Raw genomic sequence first — 17,036 nt, 5'->3', positions numbered from 1 at the left:
TTTTTCGCAGGCATTGAAACGCCTGGAAACAAATTCGAAATTTAAGAAAATGGGGCTCTGGCGCAAGCAGTATCTGCGCTACAAGCTATCTTTTAAATAGCAAACACCCGTCCCACGTCGATGGTGGCCCGGACTCTCAAATCGCAGGCCAAACTTCAGCCGTCTTCGCCTGGCGGCGCAGGTAGCTGGCTATGTCGTCCGTCGACATCGGCCGCGCAAAGTAGTAGCCCTGCGCCTCGTCGCAACCGAAGGCGCGCAGCTGGTGCAGCATGTCGGCGGTCTCCACGCCTTCGGCGATGGTGCGCAGGTTCAGGCTGCGGGCCATCTGGATGATGGCCCGCACGATGGCGGCGTCGTCGGGGTCCGTACCCAGATCACGCACGAAAGACTGGTCGATCTTGAGCTTGTCGATGTCGAAGCGCTTCAGATACGACAGGCTGGAATAACCGGTGCCGAAATCATCGATCGACAGCTTCACACCCAGCAGCTTCAGGCGCTTGACACAGTCCAGCACCCCTTCCACGTTCTGTATCAGAATGGATTCGGTCAGCTCCAGCTCCAGCAGCGCGGGGTCCAGGCGGGTTTCTTCCAGCGCCTGGGCCACCGACTGTTCCACGCTACCGCGCTTGAACTGCACGGCCGACAGGTTCACCGCCATGCACAGTTCGGGCAGCCCGGCGCGCTGCCAGGCCACGGCCTGGCGACAGGCCTCACGCAGCACCCAGTCGCCAATGGGAACGATCAAACCGCACTCTTCGGACACCGGTATGAAGCGTGCGGGCGACACCATGCCCAGCTGGGGGTGGTTCCAGCGTATCAGCGCCTCGACGCCAATGATGGCGCCGCTGGCCAGGTCCATCTGGGGCTGGTAATGCAGCACGAATTCATTGCGCTCCAGCGCGCGGCGCAGGCCATTGCGGATGAACTGGTGTTCGACCGCCTCCACGTCCATCGCGTCGTCGAAGAAGCGGTAGGTATTTCGCCCGTCGCTCTTGGCTTTGTACATGGCCATGTCGGCCTTTTTGAGCAGGCTCTCGAAGCTCGTGCCGTCGTCGGGGAAGATGGTCACGCCCATGGACACCGAAGTCGAAATTTCATGGCCTGCGGCATCAAAGGGTAGCTGCATCTGCTCCATCAGCTTGGCCAGCAGCGGCGCCGCATCGTCCACCTGGGCCAGGTCGGGCAAGAGAATCAGGAACTCATCGCCGCCCAGCCGGCTGATGGTGTCGGTTTCGCGCAGGCAGGCACCCAGGCGGGTGGCGATCTGCTGGAGGAAGGCGTCACCGCTGTCGTGGCCCAGCGTGTCGTTGATGCTCTTGAAGTTGTCCAGATCCAGAAACAGCAGCATCAGCCGCTGGTTGGCCCGGCTCGCATGGGCCTTGGCCTGCTCGAAGCGGTCCTGCAGCAACAGGCGGTTGGGCAGGCCGGTCAGCGCGTCGTGGAAAGCCTGGAACTGGATCTGCTGCTCGGCCAGCTTGCGCTCGGTGATATCAGCCACCAGAAACAGGTAGTCATAAGGTTGCCCGTCGGTGGTCAATAAGGGCGCGGTAGACAGACTGATATGGATGACCGAGCCGTCACGGCGCTGCCGTACCAACTCGACCTGGTTGAGCGACTCCCCATTGCGCAATCTGGAAGCAATGTGTTCGTACTCCTGCACCTTGTCCTTCGGTATGAAGAGCACCTTCTGTCCAATGGCTTCTTCGGCAGTCCAGCCAAACATCCTCTGTGCAGCCGGGTTCCAGCTGCTCACAATATAGTTGAGGTCGCTGGTATAAATGGCCAGCGGCGAGTTCTTGACCATCGACTCCAGCCGCTGGTTGCTGGCTTTGAGCTTGGCACCGGAGCGCATGATCTCGTCGCGCATCTGGTTAACGGCGTTCGCCACGTGGTCCAGCGCATCGGGGCGCCAGCGGCCATCCTCACTGCGGTTGAGCTGCAAGGCCTGCTCGCTGGATACATTCTTTGAAAACTGCCGCAGGTAGCCGGCAATATGCTCCAGGTGCTGGCCCACCAAAGCCTGGAAGATCAGCAAAACGAAGGCGGTGACCAAAAAGGTCTTGATGGCATTGCTCACCAGCATGACCATGAATTTAGACCACAGCCGCGACACCACGTTGTCCACGCTGGCGACCACCTGCAGCTCGCCGATCAACACGCTCTCGCCAGAACTGGCGCGGTTCAAGGGGAAGACGGTTTCGATCTGGCGCTTGGAGGACCGCGCGCCGGCCGACCACTGGGTCTTGCCGTCGGAAACAATGCCCACGTACTCGATATCGCCCAGGTTCATCAGGCCGTTGAGGTGGTTCTGGATCTGGGTGGGCTCCAGCACCCACACGCTCTCCACCAAGGTGGGCAGATACACCTTGCGGATCGACTCCACCCGCTCGTGGATCCCGCGTATGTCGCCGCGGTAGTCCAGGTAGAGCTCCACCGCGGTGATGACAGCGGTCACCGCGGAGCTGAACAAGACCACGGCCAGCATGATCTTGCGCGCGATGCCGTTATTGCGAACCAGTGCCTTGCTGAAAAAATTCACTTTAAGAGCGTCGGCAAGTTTCATCAGCTCTCCAGCGGCTGGGGGTGGCATCCAAGATGGTTTTGTCGTTCCCGCCCGCGTTGGGTCCCCTCAGAACGTGTCCACGATCTTAAAACCTGGGCAAGCTGGAAAACATGCGGATATACGCGTGTGCGATGCGTGTGCCATTCCTGGTCGATGAGCCACTCGGCCAGCAAGCGCGCAGTCCTGCATTTAAACCCCGTTCCAGCCACAAAGCCAGGGTATAAATATCCAGGTTTCAGTATTCGCCGCCGTGGCGACATCCACACCGCAGACCAGCGAAAAACGCACTATGGCAAAAAGCAAGAGGGTTCTGTTTTCTCGTTTATGGAGAACTTGGCTAACTTGGCTGTGGGCCCTGCTCGCCACCGGCCTGCTGTCACAAGCGGTTTATGCCAAAGACCTGGTTTTGGTTGCTGCCGACAGCCGCCCCACCGCCTATATGAAGGACGGCAAACCGGTGGGCATTCTTGTGGACCTGGTGACCGAGGCTTTCCGACGGTCTGGCCAGTCCGTCAAAATCCAGTTGATGCCCTGGGCACGCTGCCTGGCGGAAGTGCGCGATGGCAATGTCGACGGGATATTTTCGGTGTTCAAGCTACCCGAACGAGAAGCGTTTCTGGCCTACACCGACATCCCGGTGATTACCCAGGTCGAGGTATTTTTTGTGCACGCCGATTCCCGCATCCGATTCAACGGCAATCTGGCGGCCCTGGCGAACCACCGGGTTGGCGTGATCCGGGACACCAGTTACGGCCCGGGAATCGATACCTTAATCAAGAATGGCACCTGGGCGAAAGTCACCCATACCAGCAGCGTTGACAGCCTGGTGGCCATGCTTGCGGCCAAGCGCATTGATATTTCACCCAGCTACCGCTATGTGTTTCTGGACGCCGCCAAACAGGCCGGCTCCATGGGCAAGATCAAGGAGCTAACTCCCGCGGTGGAGTCCATTCCCAGCTATCTGGCGTTCAACAAAAAGCGCGACTACGCACAAACTATTGCCGAGTTCAACAAGGCGCTGGCGTCCATGAAGGCAGACAAATCCTTCGATGCCATCTACGCCAAGTACATGCAGTAGCGGCACGTAGCGGCAGACAGCGGGCTGCTAGGCCGCTGCCAGCAAGCTCCGCAGGCTGGCTTCCAGGTGCTCGGTCGGCAGCCGGGTAAAACCCGAGCGCGCAAAGCGCTGTAGCCGACCGGCGACAAAAGAGGTCAGCACCGATGCCCGCACCTGGGCGTCCACCGTGGGGGTTTCAGAACCGGCGCTGGCGGCGCGCAGGCATTGGCGCAGCGTGGCCTCGATCTTGTCGAAAAACAGGTTCATGCGCTGCTGCAGGCGTTCGTTTTCAAACACCAACGCGTCGCCGACCATCACCCGGGTCATGCCGGGGTTCTTCTCGCCGAACTGCAGCAGCACCGAGACGATGCGGCTGGCCTGGCGCAGGCCATTGCCGTCGTCGTTCGCCATGATCTGGTTCACCAGCGAGAACACCGACTGTTCGATGAACTCGATCAGGCCTTCGAACATCTGCGCCTTGCTGGCGAAATGTCGGTACAGCGCGGCTTCGCTGACTTCCAGCCTGGCCGCCAGCGCGGCGGTGGTGATGCGCTCGGCGCCCGGCTGCTGCAGCATGGCGGCCAGGGTTTGCAGTATCTGCACCCGGCGCTCGCCGGGCTTGGGCCGCTTGCGCGGTGCAGCGGTGTCCAGCAGCTCGGCGTCGTGCTCCATTGCGGCCTAGCTCGAACGGATCATGGTGCCGAAAGCCTGGTCGCTCAGGATCTCCAGCAGCAGCGCATGCGGCACCCGGCCGTCGATGATGTGCACCGCCTTGACGCCGCTCTTGGCCGCGTCCAGCGCGCCGGCGATCTTGGGCAGCATGCCGCCCGACAAGGTGCCGTCGGCAAACAGGCCGTCGATGTCTGCCGCGGTCAGGTCGGTCAGCAGTTCGCCGGCCTTGTTCAGCACGCCGGGGATGTTGCTCAGCATCAGCAGCTTCTCGGCCTGCAGCTGGATCGCCAGCTTGCCGGCCACCACGTCGGCGTTGATGTTGTAGCTCTCGTTGTTCTCGCCAAAGCCGATGGGGCTGACCACGGGGATGAAGGCATCGTCTTGCAGCGACTTGACCACGCTGGCGTCGATGCTCTCGATCTCGCCAACCTGGCCGATGTCGTGCTCGATGCTGGGGTCGGTGTTGTCGGCCATGCGCAGCTTCTTGGCACGGATCATCGCGCCGTCACGCCCGGTCAGGCCTACGGCCTTGCCGCCGGCCTGGTTGATCAGGCCCACGATGTCCTGCTGCACCTGGCCGGCCAGCACCCATTCGACCACTTCCATGGTTTCCTCGTCGGTGACGCGCATGCCCTGGATGAACTGGCCCTTCTTGCCCAGGCGGCCCAGCGCGGCTTCGATCTGCGGGCCACCGCCGTGCACCACCACCGGGTTGATGCCGACCAGCTTGAGCAGCACCACGTCTTCGGCAAAGGCTTTTTGCAGCGCCGGCTCGGTCATGGCGTTACCGCCGTATTTGATGACCATGGTCTTGCCGTGGTACTTGCGGATATACGGCAGGGCCTGGGCCAGGATGTCGGCCTTGTCACGCGGAGCCATCACGGCGGAAGGGGTGGTCATGGTGCGGTTTCCCAAAAAGAGCGGATTAAATCAGGGCTGGATGACGGAACAGCTTAATGGTGGTGGCCGTGCTCACCGTGCACGTGCTGGTGCGCCACCTCTTCATCCGACGCGGCGCGCACGCTGATCACCGTCACGGTGAACTGCAGGGCCTGGCCAGCCAGGGCGTGGTTGCCGTCCAGCAATACCTCGGGGCCCTTTATCTTGACCACGTTGTAGATGTGCTCGCGGCCGTCGTCGCTGCGGCCCTTGAGCTGGCCGCCGACCTTTACGCCGGGCGGGAATTCGCTCTTGGGGATGCTGCGCACCAGCGTTTCGTCGCGCAGGCCGAAGGCGTCTTCAGGCTGCAGGTTCAAGGTGACCTGGTAGCCGGCCACGCGGCCTTCCAGGGCTTCTTCGATCTTGGGCAGGGTGTTGTTGTAGCCGCCGTGCAGGTAGACCATCGGGTCTTTCGGCGCTTCGATCAGCTTGCCCTTGGCGTCTGCGACTTTGTAGCGCAGGGTAACGGCGGTGTTTTTTTCGATTTTCATGGAGGACTCGGTAAGTAGCTCGGTAAGAGGTTGCGTGGCTTATTTTCGCGCACGCCGCCCATCGTCCAGATTTTTACGCGAAATCGACCGCCAGCGCAGATACCACCTGCGCCAGTAGCTATCAAAAGTATTGCAGGCTCAGGCCAAGACCTTCTCGCCGCCCAGCATCTGGGTGAAGCGCGCGGGGTCGGTGCCGTGCACCGGCGCCGCGTCGCCCCAGGGCCAGCCACCGAACTGGGTGCGCCGGTAGTCGGCCATGGCCTGCTCGATCTCGGCCCGGGTGTTCATCACGAAGGGGCCGTACTGCGCCACCGGCTCGCCCAGCGGCCGGCCCTGCAGCAGCAGGAATTCGCTGAGCTCCGGGCCGTTGACCAACTCCACGTCCGCCCCGGCGTCCAGGGCTATGACGGCATGGCTGTCCAGCGCCTGGCCGGCGATCTGCACCGCCCCGCCTTTGAAGAAGTACAGCTGGCGCCGCGTCTGCGCGCCCGCGGCGGCCGGCAGGGTCCAGCGCGCACCGGGCTCCATGCTGATGGTCCAGATGGCCACGTCGGCATCGGCCTGGGCAGCAAAGGAATCGGGCGGTGGCGCCAGCGGCTGCACATCGCCCAGCTGGCCGGCGGTGACCAGCACCCGGGTACTTCGGCCCCCCGCATCGGTATGGCTGTAGCGCGGCACGTCCTGCTGCCAGAACATGGTGAAGTGCGGCTCCACCATCTTGTTGCGCGCCGGCAGGTTCAGCCAGATCTGGAACAGCTCCAGCGGGTTCGGCTGGGCTTGGTCCAGCAGCGGGAACATCTCGGCATGCACGATGCCGCGGCCGGTGGTCAGCCACTGCACATCGCCAGCGCCGTAGCGCGCGCTGGCGCCCAGCGAGTCGGCGTGGTCAACCAGGCCCTTGCGCACCACGGTCACGGTCTCGAAGCCGCGGTGCGGGTGCGGCGGAAAGCCGGGCACGGTCTCGCCGTGGTACATGCTCCAGCCGTCCTTGCGGCTGAAGTCCTGGCCGATGGCGCGCCCGGCCAGCGAGGCGGCCGGACCGAGATCCCCATTGGCCTTCGGATAGGCGTCGTCGTGGTAGGCGCAGAACAGGAACGGGTCCATGGTTTCCCAGGGGAAACCTAAGGGTTTGACGTGCAGAACAGGCTGGCTGGCTGGCATGGCGGGCTTTCCTTCAAAACGGACAAATGGGGTCGGCGGGCCGGGATTCAACCGGTGGCCGCGCCTGGGCTAGCGCTAACCCAAACTCGACGATACACTGCCCCGGCAACCAGGAGAGCCCCCCTATGCCAGTCTATGCAGTCTATGTTTTGGCATTGCTGATCGGCGTGATCGCAGGCCTGCGCGCCATGACGGCGCCGGCCGCCGTCAGCTGGGCCGCACAGCTGGGCTGGTTGCCCGTCACAGGCACACCGCTGGCCTTCATGGGCCATGCCTACACCCCCTATATCTTCACCCTGCTGGCCGCCATCGAGATGGTCACCGACCAGCTGCCACAAACCCCGAGCCGCAAGGTACCCATGCAGTTTGGCGCGCGCCTGGCCAGCGGTGGCCTCTGCGGCGCCACCATAGGCGCTTCGGTCGGCGCCTTGCTGCCCGGCCTGGTGGCCGGCGTGGCCGGGGCGGTGATCGGCACACTGGGCGGCGCGCTGGCCCGCAGCAAGCTGGCCAAGTCCTTCGGCAAAGACCTGCCTGCCGCACTGCTGGAAGACCTGGTGGCAGTCGTCGGCGCCATCGTCATCGTGTCTACACCGCTCACGCTATGAGCCAGCGTTTCGACGCCATCATCGTCGGCGCCGGCCAGGCTGGGCCCTCGCTGGCCGGGCGCCTGACGGCCGCCGGCCAACGTGTGGCGCTGGTGGAGCGCCAGCTGTTCGGAGGCACCTGCGTCAACACCGGCTGCATGCCGACCAAGACCTTGATCGCCAGCGCCCGTGCCGCCCATGTGGTGCGCCGCGCGGCCGAGTTCGGTGTGCAGATCGCCGGCAGCCTGGCCATGGACATGCAGATGGTCAAAGCCCGCAAGGACAAGGTGACTCTGAATGCGCGCCAGGGCGTCGAGTCCTGGCTCAAAGGCATGGCCGGCTGCACCGTGTTCGAAGGCCATGCGCGCTTCGAATCGGCGCGCAGTTTGCGCGTGGGCGATGCGCTGCTGAGCGCCGAACGCATCTTCCTGAACGTAGGCGGACGCGCGTCCATCCCCGACCTGCCGGGCATCGACGACGTGCCTTATCTGACCAACACCTCGATGATGGCGCTGGCCGAGCTGCCACGGCATCTGGTGATCGTCGGCGGCAGCTATATCGGCCTGGAATTCGCCCAGATGTACCGGCGCTTCGGCAGCGAAGTGACGGTAGTCGAGCGCGGCCCGCGCCTCATCTCGCGCGAAGACACCGAGGTGTCCAGCGCGGTACAGGCCATCCTGGAGCGCGAGGGCATTGCCGTCCATCTGAACGCCGACAGCATCCGCTTTGCCCGGCGCGGCGCCGACATTGCGGTCGGCACCACGGCCGATGCCGAGGTCGTTGGCTCTCACGTATTGGTAGCCGTGGGCCGCCGGCCGAACACCGACGATCTGGCACTGGACCAGGCCGGCGTGGCGCTGGATGCGCGCGGTTACATCGTGGTGAACCAGCAGCTGCAAACCAACGTGCCCGGCATCTACGCGCTGGGCGACTGCAATGGCCGCGGCGCCTTCACCCACACGGCGTACAACGACTTCGAGATCGTCGCGGCCAACCTGCTGGACGGCGCCAGCCGCAAACTCAGCGACCGCATCGACACCTATGCGCTGTATATTGACCCACCGCTGGGCCGGGTCGGCCTGAGCCCGGCGCAGGCCCGCAAGACCGGCCATGACGTGCGGGTCGGCATGCGGCCCATGGCCCGCGTGGGCCGGGCGGTAGAGAAAGCCGAGACCGACGGCTTCATGCAAATCGTGGTGGACGCGCAGACCCAGGCCATCCTGGGCGCCACCATCCTGGGCGTGGGTGGTGACGAAGCCATCCACAGCATTCTCGACATGATGGCCGCCAAGGCGCCGTACCCGGTGCTGCAGCAGGCCATGCACATCCACCCCACGGTGGCTGAGCTGATCCCCACCCTGCTGGGCGAATTAAAGCCCTGACGCTGAAAGGCTTGTGCCAAGGCAGAGACAGCGGCACAAGCAAACCAGAGTACAAAGCCTGGCATGCCATGGGCCACCCATAGGCAGACGAAATCAGGCCATGGCGCATATGGAACCTGCGCCACCAGCTATCTTTTAAAGAGCAAACTAGCTTTTGGAGACACTATGCAACAGCCTACTGACGCGCAGTTCCAGTACCTGACGGGACAGTCGCGCCTCAGCTTTGCGGCCCTGCTGCCGCATTTCGACATCCTCAGCGCCGACGTGGCCAGCACCGGCATGCTGGACATCCGCTACGGCGACGGCCACCGCGAGTGCTTTGACTTCTTCCCGGCGCGCGGCCGGCCGCGGGCCACGCTGCTGTTCTTCCACGCCGGCTATTGGCAGTCGCGCGACAAATCGACCTTCCGCTTCATCGCCCCGGCCTTCACCCGGCGCGGCCTGCATGTGGCCCTGGTCAACTACCCGCTGTGCCCGCAGGTATCGCTGGGCGAGCTGGTGGATGCAACCCGGCGCGGGGTGGTGGCCGTGCACCGCCACGTGCTGGCGCGCGGCCAGGGCGATCTGCCGCTGTTGGCCAGCGGCCATTCGGCGGGCGGCCATATCGCGGTGGAACTGGCGCTGACCGACAAGCTGGCCGATGACGACACCCAGCCCAGCCCGCGCATCCACGGCGTGCTGGCCATCAGCGGCGTGTACGACCTGGCGCCGCTGGTCGACACCACCCTGAACCGGGCGCTCGGCCTGGACGCCGAAAGCGCGCGGCGCCATTCTCCGGTAGGCCGGGTTGGCGCGGTGGCGGCGCCCGCACTGTTTGCCGTGGGCGGCGCCGAGACCCGAGCCTTCCTGGTGCAGACCCAGCGCATGCACGCGGCCTGGCAGGACGCCGGCCACCCCAGCACCCAGCTGATGGTGGACGGCGCCGACCACCTGACCGTGCTGGAAGACCTGGTGGCCAGCGACAGCAGCCTGCACGGCGCAGTGCTCGACTGGGTCGACCAGGCCGTGGCCCAGGCGCAGGTCCAGACGGCTTAGGCCCGGCCCGCGAACCCAAGCCTTAGGAGAAACGACATGCATCTGGAAGGCTCCTGCCACTGCGGCAGCGTGAAGTTCTCGGTCGATGCGCACGAGCCCGTGCCCTTCATGCGCTGCTACTGCAGCATCTGCCGCAAGACAGCCGGCACCGGCGGCTACGCCATCAACCTGGGCGCCGACCACCGCACGCTGCGCGTCACCGGCAAGCGCTATCTGAGAATCTACCAAGCCACGATCCAAGAGGGCGACGAGCTGCGCCACAGCAGCGGCCAGCGCCACTTCTGCAGCCGCTGCGGCACGGCGCTGTGGCTGTGGGACCCGAGTTGGCCCGACCTGGTGCATCCGCATGCCGGCGCCATCGACACCCCGCTGCCGACGCCGCCGGAGAACGTGCACTGCCTGCTGAACTCCAAGGCCGCATGGGTGCGGGTCGAAGGCCACAAGGGCGACCCACGCTTTGGCGGCTACCCCGACTTTTCGCTGGCCGAATGGCATGCGCAGCGGGGGCTGACATCGGGTACGGCGCCCTCAAAAACTCCAAACAAAAACAAGCGCAAGTAGCTGTTATTTTTATAGCAAATCAGACAACCGCCGCTGCGACCTGTTTGGGGAAATCTGTCGACGCTGCCAATGTGCGCCACTGCGCGGTTTCGCGCTCCACAAACGCATGCTTGTCGGCAATCGTCTGCAGCGTGTCGGTGCCCAGCGGCAGGCGCAGCGGCGGAGTCGGCGATGCCACCAGGGCCAGCAGCGCCTGGGCCAGCCGCAGCGGGTCGCCGGGCTGCTGGTGGTTGATGCGCGTGGCGGCCACGCGCACCTTGCCGGCGCTGGCCGCGTAGTCGTCCAGCACCCGGGGCGATACCGCCAGGGAGGCGGCATCGAGAAAGTCGGTGCGGAAGTAGCCGGGCTCGACCACCGTGGCGTGGATGCCCAGCGGCGCCAGTTCGGCGTGCAGGGCTTCGGTCAGGCCTTCCACCGCGAACTTGGTCGAACAGTACAGGCCAAAGCCCGCCGCCGACTGGTAGCCACCCAGCGACGAGATATTGATGACGTGGCCCTGGCGGCGCGCCCGCATCGCGGGCAGCACGGCGCGGGTCACGTTCAGCAGGCCGAACACATTGGTCTCGTACAGGCGGCGGACCTCGTCGGCGCTGGCTTCCTCCACCGCGCCCAGCAGGCCGTAGCCAGCGTTGTTGACCAGCACGTCGATACGGCCAAAGCGGTCCAGCGCAGCAGCCACGGCGCGCGCGGCCTGGGCTTCGTCGGTCACGTCCAGCGGCAGGGCCAGCAAGCCCTCGCTGTGGCCAAAGCGCTGCTGCAGCGCAACCGCGTCGCGGGCGGTGGCGACCACGGCGTCGCCCTGGGCCAGCGCAGCTTCTGTGATGCGCGCGCCTATGCCGCGCGATGCGCCGGTGACCATCCAGATGCGGGGGAAAGTAGTGTTGCTTGTCATGCTGAAGTCCTTGAATCAATGTTGCGGTAGGGCAATGTAGTTTTTGCATACCCAACTGAATAGCCGGCAATCACTGGCTTCATAATCAAGAAATTCATGACAATGTAGAAACCCATGGCCATCAACGAACTGCGCGCAGTTGCCACCTTCGTCAAAGCCGCCGAACTCGGCAGCCTGCGCCAGGCCGCCGCGGCACAAGGCATCAGCCCGCAGGCCGCCAGCCAGGCGCTGGTGCAGCTGGAGCAGCACCTGGGCGTGCGCCTGTTCCACCGCACCACCCGCAGCCTGAGCCTGACCGAAGAGGGCGCGCAGTTTCTGCAGGCCGCCCAGCCCGGCCTGTCCACCCTGCAGCGCGCACTGCACGGCGCGCGCCGGGGCCGCGAAGAGATTGCCGGGCCGCTGCGCATCGTGGCGCCGCGCTCCATCATGCTGGAAGTGCTGTGGCCGGTGCTGGAGGAGTTCTGCCGCCGCCATCCGCAGATCGAGCCCGATGTGCAGATGGACGACCGCCTCAGCAACTGGGTGGAGGACCGGGTCGATGTGGGCTTCCGCGCTGGTTCGCCACCCGAGGGCAGCATCTCGCGCCGGCTCATGCCCTTGCAGCTGGTGGTCTGCGCCGCCCCGGCCTACATCGCGCAGCATGGTGCGCCGGCCAGCATCGACGCACTGGCCCAGCACCGCTGCAGCGGCTTTAGGCATGCGAGCACCGGCAAACCCATGCCCTGGGAATTCAAGGTGGGCGAGGAGATCGTGGCCCGCAACATCGCAGCCTCGCTGCTCAGCAACGATGTGGAGCTGGAAGCCCGCGCCGTAGTGGCCGGCCAGGCGATTGGCCAATTGGTCGGCACAACGGCGGCGCCCCTGGTGCGCGCCGGGCAGCTGGTGCCCCTGCTCACCGCCCACGTGTCCGACCACCTGGGGCTGTACGTGTACTACGGCAGCCGCAGCGCCCAACCGGCGCGGGTGCGTGCGTTTATCGACCTGGCGGTGGAACGGCTGGTGGGCAACACGCAGTTCGTGCTGCAGCCGCACGAACTGGCGGCGGGCGTCAGTTCGCCACCAGCACCGGCTGCTCGCGGTAGACGCCGGGCAGCAGGGTCTTGAGGTTGGCAATCTTCGGCAGGTCGTAACGGGCGATGTACAGCGCGTCGGGGTGCAGGGTGGCGTAGTTCTGGTGGTACTTCTCGGCCGGGTAGAAGCCGCTGAGCGGGCTCAGCTGGGTGACGATCTTGCTGGGGAAGACTTTGGCCGCATCCAGCTCGGCAATGTAGCGCTCGGCCAGCGCCTTCTGGCTGGCATCCGCGTAGAACACCGCCGAGCGGTACTGCGGGCCCACATCCGGGTACTGGCGGTTCAGCTGGGTCGGGTCGTGGGCCACCGAGAAATAGATCTGCAGCAACTGCGCATAGCTGATCTGCCGCGGGTCGAAGCGTACCTGCACCGCCTCGGCATGGCCGGTGCCACCGCCGCTGACGCGCTGGTAGTTGGCGTCGGCCGGCGTGCCGCCCGCATAGCCCGACACGGCCTGCAGCACGCCCGTGGTGTGCTGGAACACCGCCTGGATTCCCCAGAAGCAGCCGCCGGCAAACACCACGGTTTCCTCCGTCGGCTTGGCCGGTGCCAGGCCGGCCAGGGCCTGGGCCGACGGCGGTGGGATGGCCACCGGCTTCTCGGCCACGGCGCTGGGGCTCCAGTACAGCGCGGCCAGCACCACCACGCCGGCCATGAGCAGCAGGCTGGCCTTGGAGATGGCAAAACGAGAAGCGGTGGGGGCAACAGTCGAGCGTGTCATGATGGATCCTGGGTCTGAGTGGGATGCGGAGCAGCAGGTTCCGCACATGGCCATTCGTCGGTGCAGCGTTCTAATCCTTACACGCGGCCTACGGCAAGATGGCCTGCCAGCATTACTGCAACACCAGACTCTGCGCCAGATGGCTGTACACGGCATGCACACGGCGCAAATGGCGCGATTCGGTGTGCGTCAACAACCAGAGTTCAGTCTGGGCTTCGTCCAGCACATCGCCCAGCTGGCGCAGGTCACTGCGGCGCTGCGCCAGGAACAGCGGCAGCACGCCAATGCCCAGGCCCTGGGCCACCAGCTCGGCCACAGTCAGGATGCTGTTGACCCGGTAGGCGGGCGCGACCTTGGGGAAATGCTTTTTGCGCCAGAGCACCGACGGGTGTTCGGGCAGGGCATCGTCGGGCGCGATCCAGCTGGCCTGGGCGGCGGTATCGTCGCTTTTCAAGCCCGCAAACAGCGCCACACGGATCGGGCCTATGTGCTTGCCCACCAGATGCGGCGGTGGGCGCTGGGTGGCGCGCACCGCAATGTCGGCATCGCGCCGGGTCAGGCTGGCCAGCTCGTTGCCCGCATGCAGCTCGTAGCTCAGCAGCGGATGGAGCGTTCGCAGCTGCTGCAATGCCGGCGCCACCAGCGCATGCAGGACGGTATCGGTCGTGGTGATGCGCACCGCGCCCGCGACCTGCTCGGGCCGGGCCTGCGCGGCCGAGCGCGCCGCCTCCAGCTGGGCTTCCATCTGCTCGCCGCGGCTGGCCAGCTCCTGCGCCAGCTCGGACGGCAGATAGCCGCTGCGCGAGCGCGCGAACAGGCGCTGGCCCAGGCCTTTCTCAATGCGCTGGATGCTGCGGAACACGGTGGACGCATCCACCGCCAGCCGTTCACCGGCGGCCGCCAGGGTGCCGGTGCGCACCAGGGCCAACACCGTTTCCACATCGGCCGCGCTTAGTTTGTATTGCGCTATTGCATTCATGGTTTGTAGCACTGCCTATTTTCATTGTGCTGGCGCAATCCTACATTTCCTGCATCCCCACTGCATAGGCCCCTACCATGCTCACCCTCATCAGCCACCCACTCTGCCCCTATGTACAGCGCGCCGCCATCGTGCTGGCAGAAAAGAGCCAGCCTTTTGAACGCATCCACATCGACCTGGCGCACAAGCCCGACTGGTTCCTGCAGCTCTCGCCCCTGGGCAAAACGCCGGTGCTGCAGGTGGACGGCCAGCCGATTTTTGAATCGGCTGTGATCTGCGAGTACCTGGACGACACCGCCGCGCCACGCCTGCACCCCGACGACGCCGTGGAGCGCGCACAGCACCGCGCCTGGATGGAGTTTGGCTCCGCCATGCTGAACACGATTGCAGGCTTCTACAACGCGCCCGACGAGGCCGCACTGGACCGCAAAGCCGCCGAGCTGCGCGCCCAGTGGGCACGCTTGGAGGCCGCATTACAGAGCGACCCCTACTTTGCGGGCCAGCAGTTTTCGATGGTGGATGCGGTCTTCGGTCCGGTATTCCGCTACTTCGATGTGTTCGACAGCCTGGGTGACTTTGACTTTTTTGCCGCCACGCCCAAGATCAACGCCTGGCGCCTGGCTTTGGCAGCGCGGCCGTCGGTGGCTAACGCCGTGGGCAGCGACTACCCCGCGCTGCTGCGCCGGTTTTTAAGCCAGCGCCCCTCTGCGCTGGCGCAGCGCCTGGCTGCGCCGGCCTTGGTTTGAAGATCAGCCCGGCTTGTTCACAAAGCCGACCACCAGCCCCTTGTCGGTGACCGTGATGCTGCCCGGCTGCAAGCCCATGGTGTCGGCCAAGGTCAAATCCTGCGGGCGCAGAGTGTGCAGCACCACCTCTTGCAAAGACTGCGCGGCCAGGGCCGGGCCGTAGGCGTTCAGCAGCTCGGCCGCGGCGGGCTGCAGCCCGGGGAACTGCAGGTTCTTGAACTGCAGCTGGTAGGCGCGGATGCTGCGGTCGCTGGCCTCGTAGCGCAGCGCAAAGTCCACGTCGAAGCTGCCGGTATAGCTGCGCCGCAGCGCCGGGCCTGCGGCCTCGACCTGCATGGCCGCGGCCAACCGGTTCTGTACGGGCAGCAGGCTCAGGCGCGGTGCCTGCAGGTCCAGGTTCAGCAGGCCTTCGACCGGGTAGCGCAGCGGAAAGCGCTGGGCCACGGTTTGTTGCAACACCTGGGCCGACACGGTGTAGCTGGGCTGGGCCAACACCCTGTCCATCGCCACCACGCCCGCTCCCAGCAACGCCAGCCGGGCGCTGGTTACCAACAAATATCTGCGTTGCATAAGTCTCCTTGCCGCTGTTGGGTCCGCCGGGCGGGCCAGAGTTCCGGCGCAGGCTTTAGCTACAGGTATTTATAAGCATAAAAATGGGCTTTAGCGCAGGAGGTACCAGCCCTGATAGCTATCAATATGATTGCAATAAAACTCAGTGCTGCACCGGGTACGGCGGAATGTGGTCGCCTTGCTGCAGCGCACTGGCGACCTGCACCAGCAGCTCCAGGTCCAGTTGCTCGGGGTCGCGCGGCACCACGTCGTAATGGCATAGCGTGCCCAGCAGCAAGCCCTCGGGTGTCAGCACCGGTACGCCGCAGTACGCCAATACCGCGTTGCGCGCCGCATGCCCGTCCAGCCGCGCGTCCATGAGCGCATTGGCGGTGGTGAAAACGCCTTTGCTGTCGCGCACATAACAGCAATAGGTGGCGGTGTCGGGCACTTCCTGGGTCGTCAGCTCGGAGGGGTTGGCGCGGTCGAAATGGATGGCCGCATTGGCCTTGCCGGCTGCGAAGCAAAAAATACCGATGAACCGGTAGTCTGACAAACCAAGAACATAGGCCAAGGCATCCCTGGCGCCAGATTCTTGAAGAATGCAGGAGAACTGCTCGAATGCATCCTCGGTACGGAGCTGCTGGCAGGCAAGCGTCATAAGCGTGATTTCGTGGATTGAACAAATAGTGCGGCTGCCTATTTTGTTCGAAGACGATTACCGCATGGGACGTTTTATTACCAACAAGACCATTAAATGCCCGGACCAGGTTGCGCAACGCAAGCCCGGCGGTTTAGACCGCGTTGCCTTGCGCGTCGACCTCGTAGGTCGTGACCTCGAACTTGGCCAGCGTGTTCTGCCCGAACGCCATGGTGATAGGCACATCGCCCGCATCCCGGCCACGGGCCATGACCACGCGGCCGATGCGCGGCGTGTTGTGGCGCGCGTCAAAGGTGTACCAGCGGTCGCCCAGGTAGACCTCGAACCAGGCGCTGAAGTCCATCGGGTACGGCACCGGCGGTATGCCGATGTCGCCCAGGTAGCCGGTGCAGTAGCGCGCGGGAATATTCATGCAGCGGCACAGGGTAACGGCCAGGTGCGTGTAGTCGCGGCACACGCCCGTGCCTTCGCGGAAGCCTTCCACCGCCGTGCGCGTGGCCCGGGCCGCCATGTAGTCGAAGCGGATGTGGTTGTGCACGAAGTCGCAAATCGCCTGCACCCGCGCCCAGCCCTTGTTGGTCTGGCCAAACTGGTTCCAGGCGAACTGCAGCAGCTCGCTGTCCACCTCGCAGTAGCGGCTGGGCAGCAGGAACTGCAAAGTGGCGGTGGGCAGCTCGGTCGGGTCGTGCTGCCAGGCGTTCCAGTTCACCTCGTCCGGCAGGCCGTGGTCGCGCACCACGGCCTGGCTCTGAAAGCGCACCTGGTTCACGCCGGCCGGCGCATTCACCCGGCCACACAGGTTGCCAAAGGCGTCGTAATACTCCTCGGGCACCAAGCCCGGCTCCACCTGGATGTGCTCGGGTGCCCACAGGTCGCCGCTGCGCGAGGGGTGTACGTGCAGCAGGTAGACGAACGCCATCGGCGAAGTGATAGCCAGCTCGATATCGAAGCCGATTTTGATGAACATGGGGA

At 64.8% G+C, this 17,036-nt stretch carries 18 protein-coding genes; 7 read left to right on the top strand and 11 right to left on the bottom strand.

From position 1 onward, the window contains the following. Window positions 1-136: 136 nt before the first annotated feature. Complete coding sequence (locus tag BLT66_RS20175) at window positions 137-2,563, bottom strand: bifunctional diguanylate cyclase/phosphodiesterase (RefSeq protein ID WP_176955117.1); 2,427 nt, start codon at window positions 2,561-2,563, stop codon at window positions 137-139. A gap of 406 nt (window positions 2,564-2,969) precedes the next feature. Between BLT66_RS20175 and BLT66_RS20170 the strand changes: the two genes are divergently transcribed. Next, window positions 2,970-3,641, top strand: coding sequence for a substrate-binding periplasmic protein (locus BLT66_RS20170; RefSeq protein WP_255407017.1), 672 nt, complete (start codon window positions 2,970-2,972; stop codon window positions 3,639-3,641). Window positions 3,642-3,668: 27 nt separating this feature from the next. Here the strand turns inward: BLT66_RS20170 and slmA are convergent, their stop codons facing one another. The 4 genes from slmA to BLT66_RS20150 form a co-directional block, all read right to left on the bottom strand. Next, the gene (gene slmA / locus BLT66_RS20165; RefSeq protein ID WP_092760475.1) at window positions 3,669-4,292 is read right to left on the bottom strand and encodes a nucleoid occlusion factor SlmA; all 624 of its coding nucleotides are present in this window, start codon (window positions 4,290-4,292) and stop codon (window positions 3,669-3,671) included. A 6-nt stretch (window positions 4,293-4,298) separates the two neighbouring features. After that, window positions 4,299-5,192, bottom strand: a complete 894-nt coding sequence (gene argB / locus BLT66_RS20160) for an acetylglutamate kinase (protein ID WP_092760473.1) — start codon at window positions 5,190-5,192, stop codon at window positions 4,299-4,301. A 53-nt stretch (window positions 5,193-5,245) separates the two neighbouring features. Next, window positions 5,246-5,722 (bottom strand): FKBP-type peptidyl-prolyl cis-trans isomerase, encoded by a 477-nt coding sequence (locus BLT66_RS20155; protein WP_092760471.1) that lies wholly within the window; start codon window positions 5,720-5,722, stop codon window positions 5,246-5,248. Window positions 5,723-5,860: 138 nt separating this feature from the next. Further along, window positions 5,861-6,883 (bottom strand): pirin family protein, encoded by a 1,023-nt coding sequence (locus BLT66_RS20150; protein ID WP_092760469.1) that lies wholly within the window; start codon window positions 6,881-6,883, stop codon window positions 5,861-5,863. Between the two features lie 125 nt (window positions 6,884-7,008). Between BLT66_RS20150 and BLT66_RS20145 the strand changes: the two genes are divergently transcribed. From BLT66_RS20145 to BLT66_RS20130, 4 genes are all read left to right on the top strand, one after another. Next, a complete protein-coding gene (locus BLT66_RS20145; protein WP_092760467.1) occupies window positions 7,009-7,488 on the top strand; it encodes a DUF4126 domain-containing protein in 480 nt (159 codons plus the stop codon). Continuing rightward, on the top strand, window positions 7,485-8,849 hold the full coding sequence (locus BLT66_RS20140; protein ID WP_092760465.1) for an FAD-containing oxidoreductase: 1,365 nt from the start codon (window positions 7,485-7,487) through the stop codon (window positions 8,847-8,849). The genes BLT66_RS20145 and BLT66_RS20140 overlap by 4 nt, the downstream gene beginning before the upstream one ends. A gap of 165 nt (window positions 8,850-9,014) precedes the next feature. Next, complete coding sequence (locus tag BLT66_RS20135; RefSeq protein WP_176955116.1) at window positions 9,015-9,884, top strand: alpha/beta hydrolase; 870 nt, start codon at window positions 9,015-9,017, stop codon at window positions 9,882-9,884. A 36-nt stretch (window positions 9,885-9,920) separates the two neighbouring features. After that, window positions 9,921-10,445, top strand: a complete 525-nt coding sequence (locus tag BLT66_RS20130; protein WP_092760461.1) for a GFA family protein — start codon at window positions 9,921-9,923, stop codon at window positions 10,443-10,445. A gap of 19 nt (window positions 10,446-10,464) precedes the next feature. Here BLT66_RS20130 and BLT66_RS20125 read toward each other — a convergent pair whose 3' ends face one another. Further along, window positions 10,465-11,337, bottom strand: coding sequence for an oxidoreductase (locus BLT66_RS20125; protein WP_092760459.1), 873 nt, complete (start codon window positions 11,335-11,337; stop codon window positions 10,465-10,467). A gap of 114 nt (window positions 11,338-11,451) precedes the next feature. Between BLT66_RS20125 and BLT66_RS20120 the strand changes: the two genes are divergently transcribed. Beyond that, complete coding sequence (locus tag BLT66_RS20120) at window positions 11,452-12,441, top strand: LysR family transcriptional regulator (RefSeq protein ID WP_092760457.1); 990 nt, start codon at window positions 11,452-11,454, stop codon at window positions 12,439-12,441. Here the strand turns inward: BLT66_RS20120 and msrA are convergent. Together msrA and BLT66_RS20110 are read right to left on the bottom strand one after the other, a co-directional pair. Continuing rightward, complete coding sequence (msrA, locus tag BLT66_RS20115) at window positions 12,386-13,129, bottom strand: peptide-methionine (S)-S-oxide reductase MsrA (protein WP_255407016.1); 744 nt, start codon at window positions 13,127-13,129, stop codon at window positions 12,386-12,388. The two genes, BLT66_RS20120 and msrA, sit on opposite strands and share 56 nt — an antisense overlap. Window positions 13,130-13,241: 112 nt before the next feature. Further along, entirely contained in the window at window positions 13,242-14,108 is an 867-nt protein-coding gene (locus BLT66_RS20110; RefSeq protein ID WP_092760455.1) for a LysR family transcriptional regulator, read from the bottom strand. Window positions 14,109-14,185: 77 nt separating this feature from the next. Between BLT66_RS20110 and BLT66_RS20105 the strand changes: the two genes are divergently transcribed. Continuing rightward, a complete protein-coding gene (locus tag BLT66_RS20105) occupies window positions 14,186-14,854 on the top strand; it encodes a glutathione S-transferase family protein (protein ID WP_092760453.1) in 669 nt (222 codons plus the stop codon). Window positions 14,855-14,857: 3 nt separating this feature from the next. On the opposite strand, the gene BLT66_RS20100 is transcribed toward BLT66_RS20105, so the two are convergent. From BLT66_RS20100 to BLT66_RS20090, 3 genes are all read right to left on the bottom strand, one after another. After that, complete coding sequence (locus BLT66_RS20100) at window positions 14,858-15,424, bottom strand: DUF1439 domain-containing protein (RefSeq protein ID WP_176955115.1); 567 nt, start codon at window positions 15,422-15,424, stop codon at window positions 14,858-14,860. 142 nt (window positions 15,425-15,566) lie between these two features. Beyond that, entirely contained in the window at window positions 15,567-16,064 is a 498-nt protein-coding gene (locus BLT66_RS20095) for a GAF domain-containing protein (protein WP_092760449.1), read from the bottom strand. 133 nt (window positions 16,065-16,197) lie between these two features. Further along, window positions 16,198-17,031, bottom strand: coding sequence for a transglutaminase-like domain-containing protein (locus BLT66_RS20090; RefSeq protein ID WP_092760447.1), 834 nt, complete (start codon window positions 17,029-17,031; stop codon window positions 16,198-16,200). Between the last annotated feature and the right edge of the window lie 5 nt (window positions 17,032-17,036).

This window comes from Rhodoferax sp. OV413, from assembly GCF_900104385.1.
Lineage (GTDB): Bacteria > Pseudomonadota > Gammaproteobacteria > Burkholderiales > Burkholderiaceae_C > Rhodoferax_B.
This window is presented reverse-complemented; position numbering and strand designations above follow the sequence as displayed.

What these genes read in the sequence shown, in the direction of transcription:
- BLT66_RS20155 (WP_092760471.1), bottom strand. Translation starts at nt 5,722, where the DNA reads ATGAAAATCGAAAAAAACACCGCCGTTACCCTGCGCTACAAAGTCGCA.
- BLT66_RS20100 (WP_176955115.1), bottom strand. Translation starts at nt 15,424, where the DNA reads ATGCAACGCAGATATTTGTTGGTAACCAGCGCCCGGCTGGCGTTGCTG.
- BLT66_RS20110 (WP_092760455.1), bottom strand. Translation starts at nt 14,108, where the DNA reads ATGAATGCAATAGCGCAATACAAACTAAGCGCGGCCGATGTGGAAACG.
- BLT66_RS20130 (WP_092760461.1), top strand. Translation starts at nt 9,921, where the DNA reads ATGCATCTGGAAGGCTCCTGCCACTGCGGCAGCGTGAAGTTCTCGGTC.
- BLT66_RS20150 (WP_092760469.1), bottom strand. Translation starts at nt 6,883, where the DNA reads ATGCCAGCCAGCCAGCCTGTTCTGCACGTCAAACCCTTAGGTTTCCCC.
- BLT66_RS20140 (WP_092760465.1), top strand. Translation starts at nt 7,485, where the DNA reads ATGAGCCAGCGTTTCGACGCCATCATCGTCGGCGCCGGCCAGGCTGGG.
- BLT66_RS20135 (WP_176955116.1), top strand. Translation starts at nt 9,015, where the DNA reads ATGCAACAGCCTACTGACGCGCAGTTCCAGTACCTGACGGGACAGTCG.
- msrA (WP_255407016.1), bottom strand. Translation starts at nt 13,129, where the DNA reads ATGACACGCTCGACTGTTGCCCCCACCGCTTCTCGTTTTGCCATCTCC.
- argB (WP_092760473.1), bottom strand. Translation starts at nt 5,192, where the DNA reads ATGACCACCCCTTCCGCCGTGATGGCTCCGCGTGACAAGGCCGACATC.
- BLT66_RS20145 (WP_092760467.1), top strand. Translation starts at nt 7,009, where the DNA reads ATGCCAGTCTATGCAGTCTATGTTTTGGCATTGCTGATCGGCGTGATC.
- BLT66_RS20120 (WP_092760457.1), top strand. Translation starts at nt 11,452, where the DNA reads ATGGCCATCAACGAACTGCGCGCAGTTGCCACCTTCGTCAAAGCCGCC.
- BLT66_RS20125 (WP_092760459.1), bottom strand. Translation starts at nt 11,337, where the DNA reads ATGACAAGCAACACTACTTTCCCCCGCATCTGGATGGTCACCGGCGCA.
- BLT66_RS20095 (WP_092760449.1), bottom strand. Translation starts at nt 16,064, where the DNA reads ATGACGCTTGCCTGCCAGCAGCTCCGTACCGAGGATGCATTCGAGCAG.
- BLT66_RS20175 (WP_176955117.1), bottom strand. Translation starts at nt 2,563, where the DNA reads ATGAAACTTGCCGACGCTCTTAAAGTGAATTTTTTCAGCAAGGCACTG.
- BLT66_RS20105 (WP_092760453.1), top strand. Translation starts at nt 14,186, where the DNA reads ATGCTCACCCTCATCAGCCACCCACTCTGCCCCTATGTACAGCGCGCC.
- slmA (WP_092760475.1), bottom strand. Translation starts at nt 4,292, where the DNA reads ATGGAGCACGACGCCGAGCTGCTGGACACCGCTGCACCGCGCAAGCGG.
- BLT66_RS20090 (WP_092760447.1), bottom strand. Translation starts at nt 17,031, where the DNA reads ATGTTCATCAAAATCGGCTTCGATATCGAGCTGGCTATCACTTCGCCG.